We start from the raw sequence: 22,741 nt of genomic DNA on the forward strand, positions 1-22,741 counted from the left end.
GATTGCAGGTCGTTTCAGTCGGTGATCGGCGCCGCCATGACAATCAGACTGCTTCGATCGTGACCGACGATGACCCTGAATGTCGAACCTTCCTGGACAGGTACCGGCGCGAGGAAAGGATGCAGGATCTGCAGCCATCCTCCGTCAGAATAATCGTCAGGGTGGTTCTCAAATTCTATCCCTTCGGCAAGATCGATTTTCAGCCATTGCACCATGCCGGCCGCCATTCCATCGGAAACGACGGGAATGTCGATCACGCGGTATTCCTCGCTGTGGATCGTGCCGGTGAGATCGATCACCTGGAGATCGACATCGTGTGACAACCGCTTCCATTCCGTCATCGTCCCGTGCACCGGAAGCTTGTTCGGCGCGAGCGATGCGAAGCCAGAAACATCGAACCCTGAGACCTGATCGACAAAGGCATATTTGGTCAAGATTTCACTCTGCACAAGACACCCGACCGCAGTCGCGCGGCGCGGAATGACGAGCGCGTCCTCGTTGATCAAACGCTTGCGCGCATCCTCGAAGGTGGTGAGGACGTCTTCGGCAAGAAGGTCGCTGGACAGGATCTCGGAGACAAGGATATCGGCGCGCCGATTGATATCCTGGCCGACGACCAGTTCGGAGGAGCTCTTGTTAAGGACGACGATACGATCAGAAAAGCCATTCTGCTCGACAATCTCTTTTGCAGTTGCCGCGATCACCGGCACGACCTCGCAGGTGACGACTTGTTTTGCCCCAGCTCTGGCAGCCATCAACGACAGGAGCCCACTGCCGGTGCCGATATCAAGAACGCGCGCGTCCGGCCCTCGCTCGGCGATTGCTTTTACAATGGCCGCTTCGAAGGCGTCATTCCGTCGAGTGTCGTTCAGCATGGGAATATGCCAGAACGGCACGATCCGTGACGTCAAGCGACGAACCTGATGTCGAGCCAGGACGTTTGTCGGTTGATGGCGCACCAGGATGCGGAACTTCTCAAGAGCGTCGTGCTGTCGATTGGCTTGAGTAAGCGCGACGGCGAGATTGTTCAGTGCAAGCATATTGTCCGGGGACCCCAAAGTGGCAGCCTCGAAGCAATTGACTGCTTTCTCCGCGTCTCCGACCTTCAGATGCAGCGCGCCCTTTTCCAGAAGCGCAACCGGGTGGTCGGGTCGGATCTGAAGCAGGTCGTTCCAGTAAGCGATCGCAGCCTCGTACTTTCCCTTTGCGCCCACTACGCCGGCGAGCAACGGCAAAATGTCCGCGATCCGATAGCCATGGTTCAGCACCTCGACATAATACTGCTCTGCGCGGTCGAGATCGCCGGAGGCATGAAATGTCATCGCGTCATTTAAGAATTCGCGCGCCTTCGAGTGGTCTTGTTGCAAATTTTCAGCCGTCATCAAATGTCCCCAAGCGGCAAGGTCGATTCTCGTCCGACTTCGCTGGCGAAACCCGCTTCGTTACAGTCGCTGGAAAAAATAATTGCTGTGCGTCGTTTGCCCATGGCGGGGGTGGTTGCTCCAACGCCTGCAGACCTGCCTCGAACGACCTCCAAGCAGCAATCGCATCCTCCCCATTATCCGCGGGCCACCTTCCAAAATTCGATCGCCGTTTCGGCCGTGGTTGCGATCAATCGCGACGTCCAAGGAGGACAACGTCACCATCGGATGAGATTGGCAATAAGCGCGGTCCAGCCAGTTTGATGGGACGCGCCGAGGCCCTCGCCGGTATCGCCATGAAAATACTCGTGGAACAGCAGGTGATCATCAATCACCGAGCTTGACGACAGCGAGGTCCGGTACCCATTGGCGTCCGCCACGAAGAGCCGTTGAAGGCGCCGGTTTAGTTCATCCGCGACACCGGCGAGATTGAGCATTACACCCGAACCGACAGGGCATTCCACGCGGTAACCGTCGCCAAAGTAGGCGTGGAACTTCCGCAGGCAGTCGATGAGCAGAAAGTTGACCGGCATCCAGATCGGCCCTCGCCAATTCGAGTTGCCTCCGAAGAGTCCGTTCACGGACTCACCGGGCGTATAGGCGGCGTCAAAGCGCATACCGGCAAACGCAAGATCACATGGGGCCGCAAGATGGGCTTTCGACATGGATCGCACGCCGAAATCCGATAGGAACTCCTCCGGATCGAGCATGCGGCGAAGAAGGTCCTTCAGCCGATCGCCATGTAACAACGAAAGAAGGGTGCGCTCGCCTGATCCCGGCTCGGTCCATTTGGGAACCAAGTTTGCAAGCTGCGGCCGGTGCTGAAGGAACCAGTGCAGGCGTTTCGAAAACTCCGGAACTTTGTCGAGCATCGCCTGATCTAGGACCTCGACTGCAAAGATCGGGATGAGTCCGACCATCGACCTCGCTGGAATTGCCTGGATCTGGCCTCCTCTTATATGCAGCGTGTCGTAGAAAAAGCCGTCTGCTTCGTGCCAAAGGCTTTGCCCACTGCCTGCTACGTCAGCCATCGCGCCGGCGATCGAGAGGAAATGCTCGAAGAATTTTGTCGCTACATCCTCGTAGACCGGGTCCGTCATCGACAGTTCGAGCGCAATGCGCATGAGGTTTAGCGCATACATAGCCATCCAGGCCGTGCCGTCGGCCTGGTCGATCGACGCGCCGTCCGGCAGGATTTCCGAGCGATTGAACGGACTGATGTTATCGAGACCGAGAAAGCCTCCCTGAAAGATATTCCGGCCCCCACTGTCCTTGCGGTTGACCCACCAGGTAAAGTTCAGCATCAGCTTGTGGAATATCCGCTTGAGAAAATCGGTATCGGCGACACCGGTATGGCTACGGTCCGTCTGATAGACCTTGAGCGCCGCCCAGGCATGAACCGGCGGATTGACATCGCCGAACTCCCACTCGTAGCCTGGGAGTTGGCCGTTTGGATGCATGAACCATTCGCGTGTGAAAAGAACGAGCTGGTCTTTGGCAAAACCCGGATCGACCAGAGCCAGCGATACACAATGGAAAGCAAGATCCCAGGCCGCATACCAAGGATATTCCCATGTATCTGGCATCGAGATGACGTCGGCATTGTTGAGATGGCGCCAGTCGGCGTTTCGGCCCTTTAGCCGCTCGGTTGGCGGCGTTGGCTGAGCCGGGTCCCCGGCCAGCCAGATCGGAACGTCAAAGTAATAAACCTGCTTTGACCAAAGCATGCCCGCGACCGCCTGCCGATGGATTTTGCGCGCATCTGCATCACGGATACCGGCTTGCACAACTTCGTAAAATTCGTTTGCCTCCGCGATGCGCTGGTTGAAGATCACGCCGAAATCTTCGAAAGGTTCGTTTGCAATGCCGTCCGGGCGCCAGCGTATCCGGATCTCGCGGCTCCCTAGAGCCGGCAGATCAAGAAATACGCGTGCCGCCGCCTTGGTGCCGTGCCCGTCGGTGCTGACGGCGGTCTTCGCCCCGTTGACGACGTAATCGTTGATGCCATCCTTGAACGGGCCAAGTCCCGGCGATCCAAACAAAAGAGGCGCGTTGGTTTCGTTTTCACAAAACAGCAACTCCCCACCACTGTCGTTGCTAAAGCGCCACGTCTTCTTGCCGGCACGGAACGCAAGCACGTCGCCCGATGCAGTCGCATTGAGGATCGGGCGTTCACTGCCGGGTTTCCATGACCATGTGTTTCGTGCCCAGATGTGGGGGAGGACGTGGATGCGAGCGGCGCTGCGTGCAGCATTCTTGACCGATATCCGCATCAGGATGTCATCGGGTGCTGCCTTGGCGTATTCGACCGTGACATCAAAAAAGCGCCCGTCGGCAAAAATACCGGTGTCGGCAAGTTCGTACTCCGGCTCCAACCGCGAGCGTTGTCCGTTAACGCGTACCAGTTCCTCATAGGGAAAGGCATCCTGCGGGTAGCGATAGACCATCTTCTGGTAGGAATGCGTCGGTGTGGCGTCGAGGTAGTGGTAGACCTCCTTGACGTCTTCACCGTGATTGCCCTGCTCGTTGCTGAGACCAAACAACCGCTCTTTGAGAATTGTGTCCTGGCCGTTCCACAAAGCCAATCCCAGGCACCAGCGCATGCTCTCATCACAAAAGCCGGCAATCCCGTCTTCACCCCAGCGATAGGCGCGGCTGCGAGCTTGGTCAAAGGTGAGCGCATTCCATGCATCACCATTGGCACTGTAGTCCTCTCGCACGGTTCCCCATTGGCGCTCCGCCAAATAGGGTCCCCACCGGCGCCAACCAACGCCATCGGCCGTTTCGAGGAGACGCTTGCCTTCGGCGGTCTCGAATATTGAAGTTTTCAGCGTCATGGATTAAACTCGTTTGCCGAGAGTGTTTCGGGCAGGTCGTTTCCTGCCCGAATGTATCACGAGACTTTCTTCTTCGAGCTCTTGGGCTGAGATGGCGTTTCATTGGCGCTCGCGGCGTCGCGTGCCCGGTGCCAATGCTCGTCGGCCTTTCCCTCAGGCTGACCGTCTTCAAGCCAGAGCATATAGGGCATGATGGCGAATATGCTCCTCATCGATTTCCTTAGTTGTATCTTCGATATCAACTTCCACAGTGACCTGCCTTTCTGGAGTAGAGTTAAAATCGGTTCATGACCGTCACCTTGGCATAGAAAAGGTGAGCCAATCCTTTTCGCAATAACGAGGGAAAACGTTACAGATTGGTGCTGGCGTGCGTAAATAATGCCAGCCTTGCCGCAAGGAGCGTATGATTGATGTCTCTGATGGTCGTCTGCAGAATTTCATTTGTCTGCCCGTAGGCCAGGCCTTCAAGATTGGAAAGCAGCACGGCAGAACGCTGCTGTAATGGAAGCCGCGCAATCCGAGTAAAAGTTATATCGGGGTGAGATTGTCCTTGCCACTGACGTCCACGGGACCCGAGACGCCACCGACGAGGAGCAGATTCTCAATTTGCCACTCGAGATGGATCGGCTCTAGAAGCAGAATATCTTGTTGTCTGCTCTCTTGCGGGAGCTTCGGATAATTATTTGCCATCGGCATGTTGCCTCGACCGGACGATCTGCGACAGCTGGGTCGAGAGAAAGCAGCAGTGCGAACCGCCAAAGTTGTGAAAGCCTTCTTCAAGCACTTGGCGCGAATGCGTCGACAGTGTCATTGTTCGCGATCATTCAACGGACTTTAGAGAAAAGCGCTTTTGCCATCGCGACGGTGCCCGACTACCGCATCAGCTTTGACATCACGCTGTTCAGGCCGGAGAGCACTCCGATCGCCACCATGCCAAAGATCACGTATTGCAGTTCTTCAAACGGCGTACCGTCGAGGTAGTCGAGGCCATACTCCCAGATGGCAAAGATCACCATTGCTGCGATCGTTGCCAGCAACAGCCCGAACAAGTGACGTCCAAAGCCTGAGACGTGACCGGTCATGCCCCAGCTCCGTCAGCGAAGCGCTCGACCTTGAAGATGAAGAGGTCATCGCGCCGCTCGATATTTCCTTCAAGCACCACCGGGACGCTGGTCTTGTCGAGAAGAGCCGCCGGCATCGGGCCACCATCCTTCGACGCGAGCATAAAGAAAATGCGGCCGTCGACCGGCGCGGTGGAGACGAAGACCGGCGGGACGCCGCCTGAAATACAAAGATTGGCGCAAGCCTTGTGCGCGAGGCCCGTCCCCGGCTTCATCGCACCACCGCCGCATTTTCCGTCGCAGATCTCGCCCGTCAGCCGCCATCGCCCGAGATCCTGTGGCGGCGAGAGCACCGGAGCCGCGGAACCTTGCTGGTCGGCGGCCTTCAATTCATCGCCGCCGCCGACGAGCAGCATTTCGAGATCTCCGCGCTTGACGAAGATGCCGCCGACCCGGGCAGCCTTGCCGGCAAGCGGCAGGGCTCGGTCGTCAACACCGAATTTGCCCGAACCCGCCAGCATGATGGCGCGTGGCGGCGCGGTTCCATTCCCGGGAACGCGCAATATCGGATAGGGTTTGACTTCCATCGTGCCAATCAGATGCTCACCATAAAGTTCGTCGGCATAACTTCCCGCGCCAGGGCTATCGGTGTTGACAGACAGAAGCACGGAAGCTGACGCCATGCCGGCGATGAAGAACACGATGAAGCCGATCATCAGTGCCCTGACATCGGCCGGTACCTTCTTGAAATAGCCAACGAAAAATCCGCGTTCAGCTGGCTTCAGCATCATGCTTCTCCTTGCTTTGCAGGGGCGGCAATCAATTCTTCGGGGATGGGAAACGGCTCCAGTTTCGTTCCGAGCGGCAATGGTTCTGGATCGACGAGCACGCTCGATCCCCGAAGCTGGACACGATATTTACGGATACGCTCACGGAATGGGGGTGGCGAACAGCCATCGTCGAGGCGGTATTGGTAGCCATGCCATGGACATGTGATGAAACCGAGAACGACCTTGCCCTCGCCGATCGGTCCGTTCTGGTGCGAGCAGACATTTGACACGGCCGACAGGCCACCCTTCGAGCGAAACACCGCGATGCGTTCGCCGCCCGGAGACGCGCCGATGATCGCCCTGCCCTCGGCAATCTCCGAGAGATCGCCGACAACGATCCAGGGTTCCTCTGGCGCTTTGGTCGAAGCGGCAGCATCGGACTCAACTTCGCGGCGCCCGGCGATCAGATGCAGCGTTGAGAGCAGCACCAACCCACCGACCAGGAGTAGCCCAAGAGCGAGATCGCGGCGATCGAGAAGTGCGCCAAGCGCCACATGCAGTATGACGGCCGCGTAGGCGAAATAGACGCTCATGTGGATCGCCTTCCACAAGGGCGGCGTGAGGAAGGAGAGCCAAAAGTCGTGGCTGGTCGCTGCGAGGATAGCCAGAATGACGAGCGCAAAAACGCCGAAAAGCTCAAAGGGAAAACCTGCAATACTGGTGAAGCTGGTATTGCTGGTAAAAAGAGCCGTCAGCTCATGGGTCGGGCTGTAGGAGAAATACCAGCCGAGCACGTAATAGGCATGCGTCGCGGCGACGATCGCAGTCATCACGCCGAAGTGACGCCTGTTGTAGAGCAGCGGAATAAAGCGTGTATCGATGCGGGCGAGTGGTCCTATTGCCAGCACGATCGTGAGCATCAGCAGCGCCAGCGACCCGAAAGCTCGCATCCGCTGTGTCGGAAGATCGACATCGCGCAACGCCGGCGAAAGCATCGGACCCGCCTTCAGGAATATCAGAATATAGATTGCAATGCCGGTGAAAAGGACACCGTCGTAGATCATTTTGGTCCGGTTCCAGATAACCGGCTTGTAGGATACGGTCATGGTTGCGCCCCCTCAGTGACTTTGCCGTCGAGACGGATTGCCGGCGCGTCGGTCGGCAGTTTCGGAGCGCTTGCAAAGATGATGGCAAGCAATAGCGGCAGAGCGAGTGCAAGTCCGGTCCAGATTGCCGCATGGGCGCGACGATGGCGGCGCTGCATCTACCTCTCCCCTTTTGCAAGGCTTATCCAACGCCAGATGACGACTGGCCAAAGGAGAACAAGACCAGGAACAAGCAAGGGCCTTACCGCATACGCATCATGGGCGCCAGGATCGACCTTGTCGAAGCCGTAAAGCAGAAATGCGGCAGCAACGACAAGGCCCATACCCGCCCACAGCATCAGTCCCACGGATACCGGATCGGTCGAATCAAACATGAAATCCTCACACCGGTCCTGTCGCCGAGATCGCCGCGCCGGTGACGATGCCACCCGCCGGCGAGACAAGAAAACCGATAAGCTTGGCGATATCGGCCGGCTGAACCCAGCCGTCGGTCTTTGCATTCGGCATCGCCGCACGGTTCTGCGGCGTATCGATCGTACCAGGCAGGATACAATTTGCGGTGATGCGTCTATTGCGGTTCTCGGCGGCAATCGCTTCCGTGAGCCGGATGACAGCTCCTTTCGATGCGGCATAGGCTGCCTGGTTGGCGCCAGCCTTCAGGCCCGGTGCCGCCGCGATGTGGACGATACGGCCATATCGCGCTTCCTGCATCGGTTTCAGGACCGCGGCACTGATGGCATAGGCAGTGCGGGCGTTCATCTGGAACATATGGTCCCATTGATCCAAGCCCTGCTCCTCGACCGCGCCGGTTTGGAAGCCGCCAACCGTGTTGACCAACGCATCGATCCGGCCAAAGGCTTCGAGCGACCGTCGAACGGCGTCCTGACAAGCGGAAAGGTCGGTCAAGTCGACGTCATCGAGCTCCAGGATTTCGCCTGTTTGCCCGCTTCTCGCGCGAAAACCTGGTTCCCGTAGATGTCGTTGGACCGCCGCGACGTTCGCGCCGCTTTCAATCAATTCGGTGACGACCGCTTTACCGAGATTGCCACCGGCGCCGGTGACCATCACGACGAGATCGCTTCCTGATACTTCCGGCATTGGCGTGTTCCCTTCATTCACCCGACACGACTTCTATCGAGCTTCCTACGAACTAGACATTCATTTTGTTACAGATGTTTTAAAACTTATCATTGTCATTGCTCGCAAGATTCTTTGTTGCAGCAGCGAAAAATACCAACCGATGTAACGAACCTGATCGCACGACCGTAAAGGCAGCATCGGACCTGAGCTTTTGATTTTCCAATGCGAGCTAGGGCCCTCCTCGAGGAGAATAGCATGAAACGCGATGCATATGATCTTGCCACCAGCACGGACAGCGTGGAGGCACAGCGGGCATTCGAAGGCGCCGTGTTCGCAATTGCCGCGCACAGGCCAAACACGGGGGCGGCACTTCAAGCGACGCTTTTAGCCGATCCCGACCACGTTGCCGGTCATGTGCTCAAGGGTTTCGCCAATCTGATTCTCGCTCGATCGGAGCTGGCAACGGTCGCCGCCACAGCGCTCGCCGACGCGCGTATCGCCTTGGCAAAAAAGTGCGGCGGTACGGCCGACGAACGCATTCTTGTGGCAGCACTCGAAGCCGCTGAGAGCGGCCTCTTCGCACAGGCCGCCCGTATCCTGGATATCGGTTTCGAAGATCGTCCGGCCACCATTCTTCCTTTCAAGCTTGCGCACGCGCTGCGTTTCATGGTCGGCGACGCGGTGGGTATGCTGGCCGCGAGTACACGCGCGGCACACCATGTCGATACGGCAAGCGGCGCCGCCGGCTTTGTGCTTGGCTGCCATGCCTTTTCGCTTGAAGAACATGGCCATTATGATGAGGCACTGAAAGTGGGCCAGCGGGCGGTTGCGCTCCAGCCAGACGATTCCTGGGGCCTGCACGCCGTTTCTCACGTGTTCGAGATGCAAGGCGATGCGAAGCAGGGCATCGACTGGCTGGAAGGCAGCCGCAAGGCATGGTCGCGGTGCAATAATTTTTCGTTCCACATGGCGTGGCATCTCGGCTTATTGCATCTCGAGCGCGGCGATCATGATCGTGTCCTCGAACTTTACGATGACGAAGTCCGGCCGCAGCAGACGGACGACTTTCGCGACATGGCCAATGCGATCTCGCTATTGTGGCGCCTCGAGCAGTCGGGCGTGCATGTCGGCAACCGCTGGATGGACGTCGCCGAGATTGCCCATCGGCGCAAAAGTGACACCACACTGATCTTCGCAGCACTTCACAATCTCGCAGCCATGGTCGCTGTCGGTGATCGCGAGGGTATTTCCGAATTGGTGGCGCAGATCGATGCCAGGGCGCTCGGCCTGGACGACCAGGCTCGGATCGCGGCCGAGATCGGTGTTCCGATGGCGCGTGTCCTTGCCGGGCTCGACGCACCGGCCGACCAGCGGATGATCGACCGGATGGTTGCCAATCTGCCGAAGATCGGCGGCAGCAATGCGCAGCGTGACTTTTTCGTCCTCGCCCTGGCCAAGGCGGTGGGCGCTGGCGGCGATGGTGCCGCCGTCCACCGCATCGGCCAGCTTCGCCAGCAGCTGAAGGCGGACGACCGGCTTTTCAAATCGATCGAGCGCTCGGTCGGCATACGCCTGTCGGCCTGAAGATCAACAATCGAACAAGGAGAACGTCAATGTCCATGATGGAAATGCAGAAGGCGAGCGTCTTTCCCGAGATCCAGCCGAGTCTTGGCCGCACGATCGTGCTCGCCGGCCTTGCCGCCGATATTACCTGGGAGATCTGGGCGCGCATCATCACGCCGCTTTGGGTCGGTGGCCCGCTTGAACCTGCAGCTCTTGTTCAGTCCGTCTTCGGCTTCAACAATCTGCTCCTGGCCGAAGCTATTCACGCGACAGTCGGCATCATCTTCTACCCGATCGGCTATCTGTTCATCGCACGCCCCCTGCAGAGAGTGATTTTTCCGAAGCTGCCGCTCTTGCTCACCGGCATTGGCTTTGGCACAGGCCTCTGGGTCTTTGCGCTCTATGTGATGGCGCATCTGTTTGCCGGATTGCCGCCGTTCCTCGGCTTCATCACACTGACCTGGGCCTCGCTGATCGGCCATGTCCTCTTCGGCACCGTCGTCGCGTTCGTCGTCCGCCAGACCGAACGATAAGGTGTCGCAGGAGAGGCCTGCCCGGTCCCATCATCCATCCGCCGGGCAGGCTTCTCACCCAAGATATTCCTCTGTGAAATGGCTTGCTTGCAATGTCTCAATCTCAAAAAGCTGATCGCGTTGCCGATATCGTCGCCAAGACACTCTACGCATACCGGGTGCGTCATTCCTTCGGTGTTCCAGGCGGAGAGGTCGTCACTCTGATCGACGCTCTGCAAGCCGCGGGGATCGCCTTCAACCTGACCCGCCACGAAACGTCAGCCGCCATCATGGCAGCCGGCGCCAGCACCATCACCGGCAATCCTGAACTGCTGGTGACGACCGTCGGTCCAGGTCTTGCAAACGCTGTCAACGGGATTGCCGATGCGGTTCAGGAGCGCGTTCCGCTGATCGTTATCTCCGGTATCGTCGATCGAGCCACCCGCGCTCGCTATACACATCAGGTGATCGACCACGCCCAGCTCCTTCGTCCGCTGGTCAAGGCCTCTTTCGAAGTCGAACCTGAAAGCGCTACTTCCACCGTCGCACGCGCTGTCGCGATCGCCACCACGGAGCCGATGGGGCCAGTGCATCTGGACCTTTCGCCCGCGGTTGCAGCAATGATCGCTCCGAATGTCTCTGTGGCTACGCCTCCGAAGCGGTTTACAGCAAGTGCTTCAGTGACGGATCCGACTGTTCGCGCGCTCTCGGAGCGCCTCCGCACTGCCGACCGGCCGCTAATCATCGCCGGCATGGAGGCGGTACGCAGCTGCGCCGGACCGGCGCTGCAACATCTGGCCGAAACGATCGGAGCGCCCATTATCACGACCTACAAGGCGAAGGGCATCATTCCCGAAGACCACCCGCTGTCCCTTGGCGGCGCCGGCTTGTCGCCGCTTGCCGACCGCGTCCTGCTCCCCTTGTTCGAGAAGGCGGATCTGGTGCTTGCCTTCGGCTATGATCCGATCGAGATGCGGCTCGGCTGGCTCGATTTCGTGGCCGATCCGACGCGGCTCATCGATATTTCCAAAACTCGTCCCGATCATGCCATGCATCACGCCGGTACGTGGATTTCGGCGGAAACGAGAAGCATATTACAGGCGCTCAACGGTTCGATCGTCGAGCGCAAAATATGGGCCGGCAGTGAGCCGGCTGAAGCCAAAGCCGAACTCGATCGCGTCTTTTCGACCAAGGCGGCATGGGGCCCTCACGCCATTGTCGATCACCTGAACGAAGCAGTCGGGTCAGACGGTCTGGTCACGGTCGACAGCGGTGCCCACCGCATTCTGCTCTCGCAGAAATGGCGCGCGGCAGCACCGCTCTGCCTGCTGCAGTCGGCCGGCTTCTGCACGATGAACGCCGCTTTGCCGCTGGCGATCGGCGCAAAAGTCGCCGCCCCCTCGCGGCCAGTGTTTGCGGTCATGGGTGATGGTGGTCTGGAGATGGGTATTGGCGAACTTGCGACCGTTCGCGATCTCGGCCTGCCGCTGACGATCGTCCTGTTTCAGGATCGCAGCCTTGCTCTAATCGCAATGAAACAGGCATCCGCCGGCCTGGCGCCAGCGGGGGTCGCCCTCGGTGAAACAGATTTTGCTACCGTGGCATTTGGGTTCGGCGGCTACGGCGTGAATGTGGAGACGATCGATGACTTCCGTAACGAGCTTGAGGCTGCCGGCAGACGCAAAAGTTTCAGCCTTATCGCCTGCAGGTTCGATGCCAGCGCCTATAGCGGCGCCTTCTGATGCCGTGCCGGCGATAGCGCCGACCGGCCTGAAGACAAAGCGTCCCCGCGATCCGCGCCTCGACTTCTTCCGTGGCGTCGGCATGCTCATCATTCTGCTTGCGCACATCCCCAGTGACGGCTGGGCGCTCTGGATCCCCGCACGCTTCGGTTTCTCAGATGCCACGGAGATGTTCGTCTTTCAATCCGGCATGGCTTCGGCAATTGCATTTGGCTCGACTTACGACCGCAACGGCGCCATTGCGCTGACTACCCGTGTCACGCAGCGCATCTGGCAGATCTTCTGGGCCCATATCGTCGTCTTCATCGTTGTGGCCGCCATCATGGTGGTCGCCGGAACGCGCTATGACGGCGTCACTTATGTCGACAGCCTGAACCTCGTACCGTTCATCAAGGATCCTGGCCGTCTGCTGGTCGGCTTGCTGACGCTAACCTACGTGCCGAACTATTTCGATATCCTGCCGATGTACATCGTCATCCTGGCGTTGATGCCGGTGATGATCTTCGCCTCGAAGGCAAACCGCTACCTGCCGTTATTTCTGATGACCGTTCTATGGCTTGCCACGCAGTTTGGCCTGACGCGCCTGCCGGCGGAGCCCTGGTCGGATCGCCCCTGGTTCTTCGATCCGTTCGGCTGGCAATTTCTGTTCTTCACCGGGTTCTTCCTGATGCGAGGCGTCCTGCCGGCACCGGGCTACGACCGCCGTCTGATGGCGCTAGCGATTGCCGTTGTGATCGCTACGGTGCCATTCGCCTGGGTTCGCTTTCAGGAGGTGCACCCCTTCTTCCAGATGGCCGCCGCCCGCATTGCTCCCCTCACCGACAAGACTGACTTCGGCTTGCTGCGCTTCGTTCACTTCATCGCCCTCAGCTACATCGTCGTCCATGTGGTTGGTGAAAAGGGCGTACGGCTGCGCGGTCCGGTCGTTCGGGTGTTGACCGTCGTCGGCCAGCAATCGCTCGCCGTCTTCATCACCGGCATGGTGATCGCTCAGCCGATCGGTATCGCGCTTGATCACGTTGGCCGCACGACAAGCGCGGAAGCTGTTGGCAACCTGTTCGGGTTCGCGACCCTCATCGGTACGGCCTATCTCGTCCGCTGGTTCAAATCCTCTCCTTGGAAATCGTGAGGCAAATATGTCTGCTCATCAAAAGCCCGCCAGCCTCTCGGGGCTGCGCATCCTCGATCTCTCCCGTATCCTTGCGGGACCAACGGCGACACAGCTCCTTGCGGATCTCGGCGCCGACGTCATCAAGGTCGAACGGCCGGGCGCCGGCGACGACACGCGTGGCTGGGGTCCGCCGTTTGTCCGGAATGCCGATGGCAGCGACAGCGATCTCAGCGCCTATTTCCTCTCGGCCAACCGCAACAAGCGATCGATCGCGATCGATCTTGCGACCGAAGAGGGTGTGGACCTCATCAAGCGGCTGGCGGCGATTTCCGATGTCGTCGTCGAAAATTATAAGCCGGGGGACCTTGCCCGTCGTGGCCTCGGCTACGACGATATCAGCAAGATTAAACCGGATATCGTCTGGTGCGCGATTTCCGGCTTTGGCCAGAGCGGGCCTTACGCCGAACGCACGGGCTATGACTTTCTGATCCAGGCCATGGGCGGGATCATGAGCATTACCGGCGACAGCGATGCGAACGGCGGACGAGCGGTTAAGGTCGGTCTCGGGATCGCGGATGTGATGTGCGGCATGTACGCGACCGCAGGCATTCTCGCCGCCCTTCGCCATCGCGATCGCACCGGCGAGGGCCAATATATCGATCTCGCTCTCTATGACGCACAGGTCGCTTGGCTGATCAACGCGGCAACAAACCACCTGGTCTCCGGCAAGATACCCAGTCGGATCGGCAACAGGCATCCAAACATCGCTCCCTACCAGACTTTTGCGACGGCTGATGGCGAAATTGCAATTGCAGTCGGAAACGATCACCAATTCCAGAGGTTTACCGCCGCGATCGACAGGCCCGAACTATCCGACGATCCGCGCTTCCGCCGCAATCGCGATCGGGTTGTCAACGTGGATGCCCTCGACGCCCTGATCACCGACGCTCTCGCAGTCGACACCGCCGAGGGGTGGGTAGAGAGGATTCTTGCGGCAGAGGTGCCGGCAGGGAAAGTCGCCGATATCGGTCAGGTCCTGAGCGACCCACACACACTTGCCCGCGACATGGTCGTCACCATGCACACTGATGGCCACGGTGATGTAAAACTGCTTGGCAATCCGCTGAAAATGTCGGCAACGCCGGTGCAATTCCGGCGCCCTCCACCGCATGTCGATCAGGATCGCGACCAGGTTCTCGCCGAGCTCCAGGAAATCGAAGCCCGGGGATAGTGCATTCTTACACCTTATGAAGATGCGAGACCCATCTCCGCGGAAATGGGATCCTTTCGAGGGAATGGCTATTGGTCAGGCGTCAACGCTCATCGCAAGGACGCGGCTGATCTGGGTGAGGTCCCTGCCACTTTCGGCAGACCAGCGGTTGAAAGCGGCCTGGGCCGATAAGAGATCCCTCTTGGAAGTCGGGGCACGATCAACCACACCCTCTCGAATGAGTGCGAGTACGACATCGCGCGTGAGGATGAGTGTCGGCTTGCCAATCGCACGAAGAAAGCGTCCGGCAGTTTCTCCGCCGAGGTGACTGGCCCGCGCCTTCAGGATAGCAAGCAATCCCACATGATCGTTGTCGGGCCACTCGGCGAAAAAATCGTCCGGCGCTGCTCATCCCTTCGAACGCCCTCTCTTGGCTATGAATTCCGTCAATTGCGAACGTCTCTTATCAAGCGGCCCGCGCTTGGCGAATGGCTTCAACCAACTGATCCTTCACGAGCACTCCAGAATAGGTCATCTTCCCGATAACGAAGGACGGCGTCCCAGCGAAATTAAAGGCCGTTGCCTGATTATAATTGCGGGTCAGGAGATCGGAAATCTTCTTGTCGTTCCGCTGAACAGCCTCCGCAATCTTCGAGAGATCGAGGCCTGCCGTGGTCAGAAGCCTTTTCACGTCGTCTTCACTGAGCGAGGCCGGCGTCGCCATCAGCGCTTCCATGGCTATTTCGTAGGCACCGATCTCGTTTGCGCCAAGCACCGCTTGCGACGCAAATACGGATGCATCACCGAATACAGGCCAATCCTTCATGATGAGCCGAACATTGCCATCTTCGGAGACGGCTGCCTTGACGTCCGGATGACTCTTTTTGCAATAGGGACATTGATAGTCGAAAAACTCGACGATCGTCACGTCACCTTTCGGGTTCCCGAGAACGGGAGCATCGGGATCGCGAAACACGTCATCTTGTGTCAGCTGGGCGGCAAAGCCAGCAAGCGGGGTGGATGCAAGAGCGCTGCTGGCAGCAACCGAAAGAAATTGCCTGCGATTGAACATATCGTTCTCCCATTCTCGAATGTCGAGGCTCTAGATTTTGCTATATGCCGGCTTTTGCGGCCGAAGCTGCTTTTAGAACGTCATCTGGGCCGAACTCGCCGATCAGACGCCCACCTTTTGCTTCCTGATGATCCGGGCGGAAGAAAATCATCGTCGGCGGCCCGACGACACCCAGTGCACGCATCAGATCGCGCTGATCGGCACCGATATTCGTAAGATCGACTTTGAACGTCTTCAGCGGCGTTAGGGCATCGGCAATCTTCTGCTGGGAGAAAACATTGCGCCGGATCGAGCGGCAGCTCACACACCAATCGGCGGTGAAATAGACAAGGCTTGCCTTTCCGTCCAGACGCGCCGCATCGAGTTCAGTGGTGAGCTGTGACCTTGACGCAAGCGTTGCCATCCGTGCTTCCGGGTTCGTCCGAGAGACGGTTTGCACGCCGCCAAACCCGTCGAGTGGGCGTACCGGATCGATCGACCCGGCCGCAAGGCCGACGACGAGTATCACTGCATAGACGGCCGCAAGCAGGCCCAGCGACTGCAGGCCCATTCGCATTGGCGTGGTACGGCCCTTCGTGACGTCGAAGGCACCCAGAAAGACTGCAATCGCCATTGCCCAGACAGCCCAGAGACCAAGCGGTAGCGACTGGGAAAGCACTGGCTGCGCCGTCCAGATCGCGAATGCGAAAAAGACAAAGCCGAACACATGTTTGACCGATGCCATCCACGCGCCCGCTCGTGGCAACGCCTGACCACCGGCCGTCCCGAAAATGACCAAGGGAACGCCCTTGCCGAGACCGAGGGCGAACAACAGTGTTACCCCAAGAGCGATATCTCCGGTGCGGGCGACATAGAGAAGCGCGCCGGCAAGTGGAGCGGTCACGCACGGGCCAATGATAAAGGCTGACGAAAATCCAAGTATGGCAGCCGACCCAACCGAACCGCCGCGCCCTCTGCCGAAGCGGCTGAGGTTCGCCACCCATGCCGCAGGCAGCTGCAGTTCAAAAAGACCAAACATCGACAACCCGAGCAGAGCAAAGATAAGCGCCACAGCGACAACCGTGATCGGAGACTGCAGGGCTATCTGCAGGTTCTCCCCTGTCCAGGCCGCCGCCGCACCGAAAATGCCAAACGCGGATGCGAGTGCTATTGCATAGCTTGCCGAGAGGATGAAGCCGCGGCGCGCGTCAAGCTTCTCTCCCTCGCGGGACAGCGTTGCGGCAAGAATTGGGTAAAGCGGGAAAACACAAGGGGTAAATGCCAGGAGAATGCCAAATCCGACGAATGCGGCAAGAAGAAGCGGAACACCGCCGCGTGACAGGAAGCCCCCGACGATGTCGTCCTGATCTGCGACCGCAATGTCGGGTGCCACGGTTGCGGATCTTTGTACATCCTTTGTTTTGTCCGCCGGTGCGGTCTTGGACCATGCCGACTTTCCACCTGTTGGTGGTGAAAACACAGGCTGTTCGGAGACAGCAAGTGTCGCGGGATCGATGATACGGCGGGCTGGCGGATAGCAGAGTCCGTGCTCCTGACATCCTTGATAGGTAACAGTAACAGAAGAACTGACAGGACCGAGCTCCGCATCGGCGCGGTCGAAATAGACCTCGGATTTGCCGAAATTGGGATCGTTCTTTTCGACGCCTGGCGCGGTCAGCAATCGAACGGAGCTACCGTCGGAAGCTTCGGCAGAAAGATACTGCCGATAAAGGTAGTATCCTGACGGCATCTCCCAATGGAGATGAATGCCACCGTTTTGCGCCCGATCCACTGAAAATTTGAACGCGTCGTTCATCCCAAGCGGCGTCTCGGCGGCAAACGCCGAGCCGACAGCGAGAACGAGAAGGAACACAGAGGCCAAGAAACGCATAATTTGCTCGCGGAACATGGAACTTCAGAAATGCCAAGCTGTCACGCGACACATCGCACCGGCTGACCCACATAGCTCGCCATCGCGCGCAACAGGCCCTCCGCATCCGAATGTTCGGCGTCCAACAGATCGGCGAGCGCCACAATGACCTCCAGCCTGTCCCTGCCAATGGCGGTCGCACCATCGATGAGGGCGTTGAGATCGGTCACCACCGACCTTTGACATTCGCGAAGTCGGTTCGGATGGTGATGCGAAAGACGAGGTGGAGTAATCATGGCTCAGGATCCCAAAAATAACGTCAGCGTCCCGCCCGCCCAGAGACTTGGGCAGGCGGTTCTTGGTGAAGGCGTCAGTCACGGAGCAGGCTGCGCTCTCACCGTGTCCCAGTTGGCATTTGCCTTTTTGATGTAGCCGCTGATATCCGAACGCCAGGTTCCCAGAACCTCGTCGTTGTAGTTGAGATAGAGTTTGTCATCGACCACCGTGAAGGCCTGCGGCTGGGTGGGAGCTTTGTGGCCCTCAGCGGTCCCGTAGGCACAGTATCCGCCATATTGGGGAGCAAAATGTTCCGGATCCTTCACGAAGGCATCACGATGCGCCGCTGAGGCAAAATAGAATGTTGCGCCCTTATAGGAGGTCGAGAATTCCTGTGTGCCCTTTACCGGCTTATGATCGGTGAAGTAGGCAACGGCGTCGTAACCATTGATAGCGATGCCATTGGTTGCATAAATTTCGTCGGCGAAGGCGATCGATGCGGAGGACAATGCGAGGGTGGCAGCCGCAGCAATGGGCACCATACGCGGGATGAAAGTCATGGTCTTTTCCTTTGCAGTTGAGACGAACGATCCCGATACGCTGGTTATCGACCGGTCGTTACATCTCGCACCCTTCACGAATTCGTGCGGCCCGCCCAGAGGGACTATTGCGAGCACATTGCGAGCGCGACTTGAGACCGAAGCCGGTGGATTTCGCGATCCTTCTCGGCAGATGCGCGCCGCAACTGGTCAAAGCTGCCGTCGCTCGCCCGCGAAATCTCCCAGAACGTTACGTTGAAGATGACCGGAATTGTGGAGGCCTTATCGCGGGCGCGTAATTGCTTTTGCCGCAACGGATCCTCCGCTGTCGCACGTCCCCAGACTTTGAGCGTGCAGTCGCCGCCGACAACAATGCGCGCAACGGCTTCAATGGCAGCGCCCGACCGGCCGGCAGCGTGGAAAAACGCGTCCGCTCCGACGTGAAGCCGCAATGCGGTAGCATCGATGACATGCGGCAGCATGGCGACGCCAGTCTCGGCCTCGAAGACAATACCAGGACGGACACGAGAGAAATCGATAGGGAGTTCACGCTGGGACTGAATAAGGTGCGCGACGCTTGGTGTAATCACTTGCCCCCAGACAGCCGCACCTTCTGCGAAGTGATGGATGATGGAGTGGCCCATGCTGGGACATACGATGGAATGCAGCATGATCAAGTTTCCTTTGTAACGGTTGGACCGAACGTCTGGGTCGAACTTCGCCGAGGCTGAACACCTTGCTGTCCATTAGTTCGCAAGAAGCCGCCCGGTTGTTACAAGGAGCTTCAGCTAATTTTCGGGAAAAGAATCACCGCGGAAAGCCAACAGCCGTCAGAGCGGCATCAAGCATATCGGCTCGGGCCTCGTGGCCACCATCATGGATGCACATGATGCTGTCACCGCGGATGCAGCCGGGAACATCATCACATTCGACGCCGTCGAGCGTGATCGTCTTCGCAGCCTTTACATCGCATTTTGCGCGCGAACGCAAAATAGCCATGCTGTCGTAGGCGTTCCCCTGATGAAAGTTTGCGCCGATCGCGCGGCCGGCGAGCGGAAAGGTCTGATCGGCGGTACCGTGAAAATGGATAATCCGCGGAACATCCGCAACACAATCTTCGGCCTTTGGAAGCGGGTCCCAGAAGACGCCAGAGAAGGTGATCATGGCGACTGCTTTTTCCCCCTGTTGGCAAGCCGTATACCAGGCCATCGAGGCGCCGATGGAAAACCCTCCGATGACTGTTCTATCATGCGTGAAACCATAGCGTTGTCGTAGATCATCGAGGACATCGGCGACAAAGGTCTTTTCGTCTCGTCCGGGGCGGGCGCTGTGTGGGAACGACCAACTGCCATCGATCCCGTCGACAGCGACATAGGCGAGGTGATGCGAGAGTGTCATATCGACAAGCGGACGTTGCTGCATCTGCAGCTCCGCCGAACTTTTGTAACCGTGAAAGTACACATATATGCCCTTCACATTACCATCCTTGGGCAACTCGATTCGATAGTTTCCGCCTGGTACCTGGCATGCAACATTGCCGCCACAAGAAACACCGGCAACGGTTACGGACGGCATGGCGAGGAGAAGTAGAACAACGGTAAAAAGACGCGATAGCATGGGCGGACCTCTGTTGATCGATCAGCCAGCTAACGCACCGCGTCACTCAGAGCAATTTCCTGCCTCATCAAATTGGCGAGAGGAGAGGATGACTACGATCAAGAAAACGGGAACGACCGTTCGGTGCCGCCTTTGATTCCGACCCGATCGCGAACACGCTGAGGTTACGCAGTTCCTCGAGGAGGCCTTAGATGCCGGCGCGACGCTGGTCCGCTTCCGCTATGCGATATAAGGGAGAAATTTCGCCTGAATTTCCCATAGTCGCATGCGCAAGGTACTCGATCTCTCCTCTGATCTGACCATGCGCGTGCATATGGCTACATTGCGCAAGACGCTGCTCAAATCCATTAAAACAACGTAACAACCCTCTCGGTGAAGCGGAGAAATGTGTCAATCATATCACCTCGCCTGCAGCCTGGGATCTGCGTCAAATTCCGAAGCAAAGAAATCGATTGCCGCGCGCACCTTATGCGGCAAGTACCGGCGGGAAGGATAGACCGCACTTATCGGCAAAGGTGAAGTTTCGAACCCTCGGAGAAGAACCCGAAGTTGACCATTCTCGATTTCTCCTTCGACGAAATGCCATGTGGGGACTTGCCCTACCCCTAAGCCCTGAAGAACTGCTTCGCGAACCGCCTCTGTTGTGTTGACATATATCGGACCGCCCGCGGTGATTGAGAACGGTCCATCTGGACCGATGAAGCTCCATTTCGGCCCTGTCGTGTTTCGGTTATAAACGATGCAGTCGTGATCTAGCAAATCTACCGGGTGCTGCGGTATTTGACGACCCGCAAGGTACTCTGGAGTGGCGACCACAGAAAATTGCGAGCTTCCGATCTTCCGGGCAACCAAGGAGGCGTCGCCGACTTCGCCGATGCGGATAGCCAGATGGATGCCTTCCTCGACCAAGTCGGAATACCTGTCTTCCATCATTAACGTTATCTGCACATGCGGAAAAAGTGTACGAAACCGCGGCAGCCGCGGGATCACGTGCAGACGGCCGAAGACCCCGGAGCACGCTAACTTCAACATCCCGGTTGGGGTTCCTTTTCGACGTCCGACGGCGCTCTCAGCCTCCGCGGCAGCCTCAAGCGTGCGGCGAGCATATTCGTAGAAGACGCGTCCGTCGTCGGTGAGGGCGAGGGCCCTTGTTGTACGTTGAAACAAAAGGCAGCCCAGATGATCTTCGAGGACCGCAATATGACGAGAAATCGTCGGCTGCGATGTGTTGTACTCGCGCGCTACGGAGGTAAAAGAGCCGGTCTCAACGACGCGAACGAAGGTGCGGTAGTGTGTGAGCGTATCGGACATCCATTCAGTTTGCGTATGAATGAGATAAGATCAAGGCCTGTTATCGCGTGCTCGTAAATGTGGCAAGGCTTCTTCCAGCGACGACTGTCGACACTCGACGATATAACGGAGAAGCCCGATGAACCACATCAATGTCCCAACGCGCGACGAAGTCTCGCCCGCCAACCAGCAGCTCTTCGACCAGCTTAAAAGTGAACTCGGGGTGGTACCGAACCTCTATGCCACACTTGCCCATTCCGAGAATGCCCTCGGGACTTATCTGGCACTTCAAAACGCCAGATCGAGCATCCCCGGAAAAGCGCGCGAAGTCGTCAATCTAGTCGTCAGTCAAGTCAACGAGTGCGACTACTGCCTCGCAGCTCACACAGTTATTGCCGGAATGAACGGCTTCACTCCTAGTCAAATCCTTGAGATCCGCAAGGGACAAGCCTCCTTCGATCCGAAGCTGGACGCGCTGGCGAGACTCGCGCGAGATATCGCCATCAGACGTGGGCACGCAGATCCTGCGCTTGTTGATGCATTTCTGAGCGCCGGCTGGACGAAAGAAAATCTCGTCGACGCCATCGTTACGATCGGTGACAAGACGGTTACCAACTACCTCCACGCCACAACAAACGTGCCTATCGACTTCCCTATGGCTCCTGCCCTTTCGTCGGAATCGATCACAGACTCGTAAGCGGGAAGCGTCGCAACTTTTGGTTCAAAAATCAAAATGACAGCCAGCTCCGCCAGCTGTCACCGCCAAGCGGCGTCCCGGCCAGTTCGGCAAACTTGGCACCCGACAACCGAGAAATCGCGTAAATCGCCGGTTTGATAACCAGCTAGGGGACGTCACAGTGTACTCGGCAAAACCAGCTCGGTAGCAAACGAGCGGCCCCAGCATCGGGACCCGAGACTGGAAACCATCGGTTAACCACCCGCTCCTACCCTCATATCCGGTGAGTCCACTGTGGAACCGCGTCGTCGCTCGGGTCGGCGATGGCGCTCAACATGCGAAGGACACTTGGATGGTTGACGATATCGCGAGAAGTTCAAGCTCTGCTGAAGAGCAGATGTCAGACGACCACTATTGCGAATATCCCGGATGTGTGAAGCTGGGCAGGCTCCGTTACGACGTCGAAGAGGCAACCCAATGGTTCTGTTTTGCACACAAATGGGACGACTACCGGCACGGCAAAGCCCGACGCTCGTACTTCGACGACGAGGCCCTGGGAATAGATGCCATCATGATCGAACCGCCGGCCGCTGTCCGCATAGCACGGCGATCGCCTTAAAGACGACGAAAGGGAGCAGCCCTGCTGCCCCCTTCGCGGTTCAATTAGTGGATCGCAAGGCTTGTCGCCGGATAGGGATGCCTCAGACGGAATTGCGATATCAACGTCATCGCCTGTTGCAGCAGTATATTCGCAGCTTCAATTTCGTCAGTGGCCAGGTCGTCGACAGAGCCGCTGATAGCCAAAGCGAGATTGCGGGAGTTCTCGGCGTAAGTACCCTGCCCTTCCAATGAAGCTTCCTTGGAGGTTTCTTCCAGCGTATCTACAACCGCCGACAATATTTCTTGCCGTTCCTCGATCGTCATTTCGTCAATAGATTTGAATGCAACCATAATTCATCTCCTCACGGGGAGAGAAACCCTTGTTTCCCGTTATCAACTATTTGGCAAT

General features: G+C 58.0%; 26 protein-coding genes. 7 read left to right on the forward strand and 19 right to left on the reverse strand.

The genetic code is table 11. The annotated features are described in order from the left end of the window. Window positions 1–14: 14 nt before the first annotated feature. From PY650_RS26375 to PY650_RS26415, 10 genes are all read right to left on the reverse strand, one after another. Window positions 15–1,382: a 50S ribosomal protein L11 methyltransferase gene (locus PY650_RS26375; RefSeq protein ID WP_285882539.1), complete on the reverse strand. Its 1,368-nt coding sequence runs from the start codon at window positions 1,380–1,382 to the stop codon at window positions 15–17. A gap of 257 nt (window positions 1,383–1,639) precedes the next feature. Continuing rightward, window positions 1,640–4,258: an MGH1-like glycoside hydrolase domain-containing protein gene (locus PY650_RS26380; RefSeq protein ID WP_285882540.1), complete on the reverse strand. Its 2,619-nt coding sequence runs from the start codon at window positions 4,256–4,258 to the stop codon at window positions 1,640–1,642. A 56-nt stretch (window positions 4,259–4,314) separates the two neighbouring features. Beyond that, on the reverse strand, window positions 4,315–4,470 hold the full coding sequence (locus PY650_RS26385) for a DUF2934 domain-containing protein (RefSeq protein WP_285882541.1): 156 nt from the start codon (window positions 4,468–4,470) through the stop codon (window positions 4,315–4,317). Window positions 4,471–4,607: 137 nt separating this feature from the next. Continuing rightward, window positions 4,608–4,790, reverse strand: a complete 183-nt coding sequence (locus PY650_RS37470) for a sigma factor-like helix-turn-helix DNA-binding protein (RefSeq protein ID WP_432761588.1) — start codon at window positions 4,788–4,790, stop codon at window positions 4,608–4,610. A 340-nt stretch (window positions 4,791–5,130) separates the two neighbouring features. Next, on the reverse strand, window positions 5,131–5,340 hold the full coding sequence (locus tag PY650_RS26390) for a hypothetical protein (protein ID WP_285882542.1): 210 nt from the start codon (window positions 5,338–5,340) through the stop codon (window positions 5,131–5,133). Further along, a complete protein-coding gene (locus tag PY650_RS26395) occupies window positions 5,337–6,107 on the reverse strand; it encodes a hypothetical protein (protein WP_285882543.1) in 771 nt (256 codons plus the stop codon). The genes PY650_RS26390 and PY650_RS26395 overlap by 4 nt, the downstream gene beginning before the upstream one ends. Continuing rightward, entirely contained in the window at window positions 6,107–7,195 is a 1,089-nt protein-coding gene (locus PY650_RS26400) for a Rieske 2Fe-2S domain-containing protein (protein ID WP_285882544.1), read from the reverse strand. The genes PY650_RS26395 and PY650_RS26400 overlap by 1 nt, the downstream gene beginning before the upstream one ends. Beyond that, the gene (locus PY650_RS26405) at window positions 7,192–7,353 is read right to left on the reverse strand and encodes a hypothetical protein (RefSeq protein WP_285882545.1); all 162 of its coding nucleotides are present in this window, start codon (window positions 7,351–7,353) and stop codon (window positions 7,192–7,194) included. The genes PY650_RS26400 and PY650_RS26405 overlap by 4 nt, the downstream gene beginning before the upstream one ends. Next, entirely contained in the window at window positions 7,354–7,569 is a 216-nt protein-coding gene (locus PY650_RS26410; protein ID WP_285882546.1) for a hypothetical protein, read from the reverse strand. It abuts the gene before it with no gap. Window positions 7,570–7,576: 7 nt separating this feature from the next. Next, entirely contained in the window at window positions 7,577–8,293 is a 717-nt protein-coding gene (locus tag PY650_RS26415; RefSeq protein WP_285882547.1) for an SDR family NAD(P)-dependent oxidoreductase, read from the reverse strand. Between the two features lie 237 nt (window positions 8,294–8,530). Between PY650_RS26415 and PY650_RS26420 the strand changes: the two genes are divergently transcribed. The 5 genes from PY650_RS26420 to PY650_RS26440 all read left to right on the forward strand — a co-directional run bounded on the left by PY650_RS26420 (window position 8,531) and on the right by PY650_RS26440 (window position 14,434). Beyond that, window positions 8,531–9,859, forward strand: a complete 1,329-nt coding sequence (locus PY650_RS26420) for a tetratricopeptide repeat protein (protein ID WP_285882548.1) — start codon at window positions 8,531–8,533, stop codon at window positions 9,857–9,859. Window positions 9,860–9,888: 29 nt separating this feature from the next. After that, on the forward strand, window positions 9,889–10,371 hold the full coding sequence (locus tag PY650_RS26425; RefSeq protein WP_285882549.1) for a hypothetical protein: 483 nt from the start codon (window positions 9,889–9,891) through the stop codon (window positions 10,369–10,371). A 92-nt stretch (window positions 10,372–10,463) separates the two neighbouring features. Continuing rightward, entirely contained in the window at window positions 10,464–12,092 is a 1,629-nt protein-coding gene (locus PY650_RS26430) for a thiamine pyrophosphate-binding protein (RefSeq protein ID WP_285882550.1), read from the forward strand. Beyond that, window positions 12,064–13,221, forward strand: coding sequence for an OpgC family protein (locus PY650_RS26435; RefSeq protein WP_285882551.1), 1,158 nt, complete (start codon window positions 12,064–12,066; stop codon window positions 13,219–13,221). The genes PY650_RS26430 and PY650_RS26435 overlap by 29 nt, the downstream gene beginning before the upstream one ends. A gap of 7 nt (window positions 13,222–13,228) precedes the next feature. Next, entirely contained in the window at window positions 13,229–14,434 is a 1,206-nt protein-coding gene (locus PY650_RS26440; protein ID WP_285882552.1) for a CaiB/BaiF CoA transferase family protein, read from the forward strand. A gap of 75 nt (window positions 14,435–14,509) precedes the next feature. Here the strand turns inward: PY650_RS26440 and PY650_RS26445 are convergent, their stop codons facing one another. The 8 genes from PY650_RS26445 to PY650_RS26480 form a co-directional block, all read right to left on the reverse strand. After that, on the reverse strand, window positions 14,510–14,770 hold the full coding sequence (locus PY650_RS26445; protein ID WP_285882553.1) for a hypothetical protein: 261 nt from the start codon (window positions 14,768–14,770) through the stop codon (window positions 14,510–14,512). 109 nt (window positions 14,771–14,879) lie between these two features. Next, entirely contained in the window at window positions 14,880–15,485 is a 606-nt protein-coding gene (locus PY650_RS26450; protein ID WP_285882554.1) for a DsbA family protein, read from the reverse strand. Between the two features lie 40 nt (window positions 15,486–15,525). Beyond that, complete coding sequence (gene dsbD, locus PY650_RS26455; protein WP_285882555.1) at window positions 15,526–17,355, reverse strand: protein-disulfide reductase DsbD; 1,830 nt, start codon at window positions 17,353–17,355, stop codon at window positions 15,526–15,528. Window positions 17,356–17,396: 41 nt separating this feature from the next. Beyond that, complete coding sequence (locus PY650_RS26460; protein ID WP_285882556.1) at window positions 17,397–17,630, reverse strand: hypothetical protein; 234 nt, start codon at window positions 17,628–17,630, stop codon at window positions 17,397–17,399. A 78-nt stretch (window positions 17,631–17,708) separates the two neighbouring features. Next, a complete protein-coding gene (locus PY650_RS26465; RefSeq protein ID WP_285882557.1) occupies window positions 17,709–18,170 on the reverse strand; it encodes a YHS domain-containing (seleno)protein in 462 nt (153 codons plus the stop codon). Between the two features lie 104 nt (window positions 18,171–18,274). Next, on the reverse strand, window positions 18,275–18,820 hold the full coding sequence (locus tag PY650_RS26470) for a hypothetical protein (protein WP_285882558.1): 546 nt from the start codon (window positions 18,818–18,820) through the stop codon (window positions 18,275–18,277). Between the two features lie 136 nt (window positions 18,821–18,956). Next, window positions 18,957–19,571 (reverse strand): alpha/beta hydrolase family protein, encoded by a 615-nt coding sequence (locus PY650_RS26475; RefSeq protein WP_285882559.1) that lies wholly within the window; start codon window positions 19,569–19,571, stop codon window positions 18,957–18,959. Between the two features lie 594 nt (window positions 19,572–20,165). Continuing rightward, the gene (locus PY650_RS26480) at window positions 20,166–21,077 is read right to left on the reverse strand and encodes a LysR family transcriptional regulator (protein ID WP_285882560.1); all 912 of its coding nucleotides are present in this window, start codon (window positions 21,075–21,077) and stop codon (window positions 20,166–20,168) included. A 118-nt stretch (window positions 21,078–21,195) separates the two neighbouring features. Between PY650_RS26480 and PY650_RS26485 the strand changes: the two genes are divergently transcribed. Then, window positions 21,196–21,753 (forward strand): carboxymuconolactone decarboxylase family protein, encoded by a 558-nt coding sequence (locus tag PY650_RS26485; RefSeq protein WP_285882561.1) that lies wholly within the window; start codon window positions 21,196–21,198, stop codon window positions 21,751–21,753. A 331-nt stretch (window positions 21,754–22,084) separates the two neighbouring features. After that, complete coding sequence (locus tag PY650_RS26490) at window positions 22,085–22,351, forward strand: hypothetical protein (protein WP_285882562.1); 267 nt, start codon at window positions 22,085–22,087, stop codon at window positions 22,349–22,351. Between the two features lie 44 nt (window positions 22,352–22,395). Here the strand turns inward: PY650_RS26490 and PY650_RS26495 are convergent, their stop codons facing one another. Then, on the reverse strand, window positions 22,396–22,683 hold the full coding sequence (locus PY650_RS26495) for a hypothetical protein (RefSeq protein ID WP_285882563.1): 288 nt from the start codon (window positions 22,681–22,683) through the stop codon (window positions 22,396–22,398). Between the last annotated feature and the right edge of the window lie 58 nt (window positions 22,684–22,741).

The organism is Martinezella calliandrae, assembly GCF_030272695.1.
GTDB lineage: Bacteria > Pseudomonadota > Alphaproteobacteria > Rhizobiales > Rhizobiaceae > Rhizobium > Rhizobium calliandrae.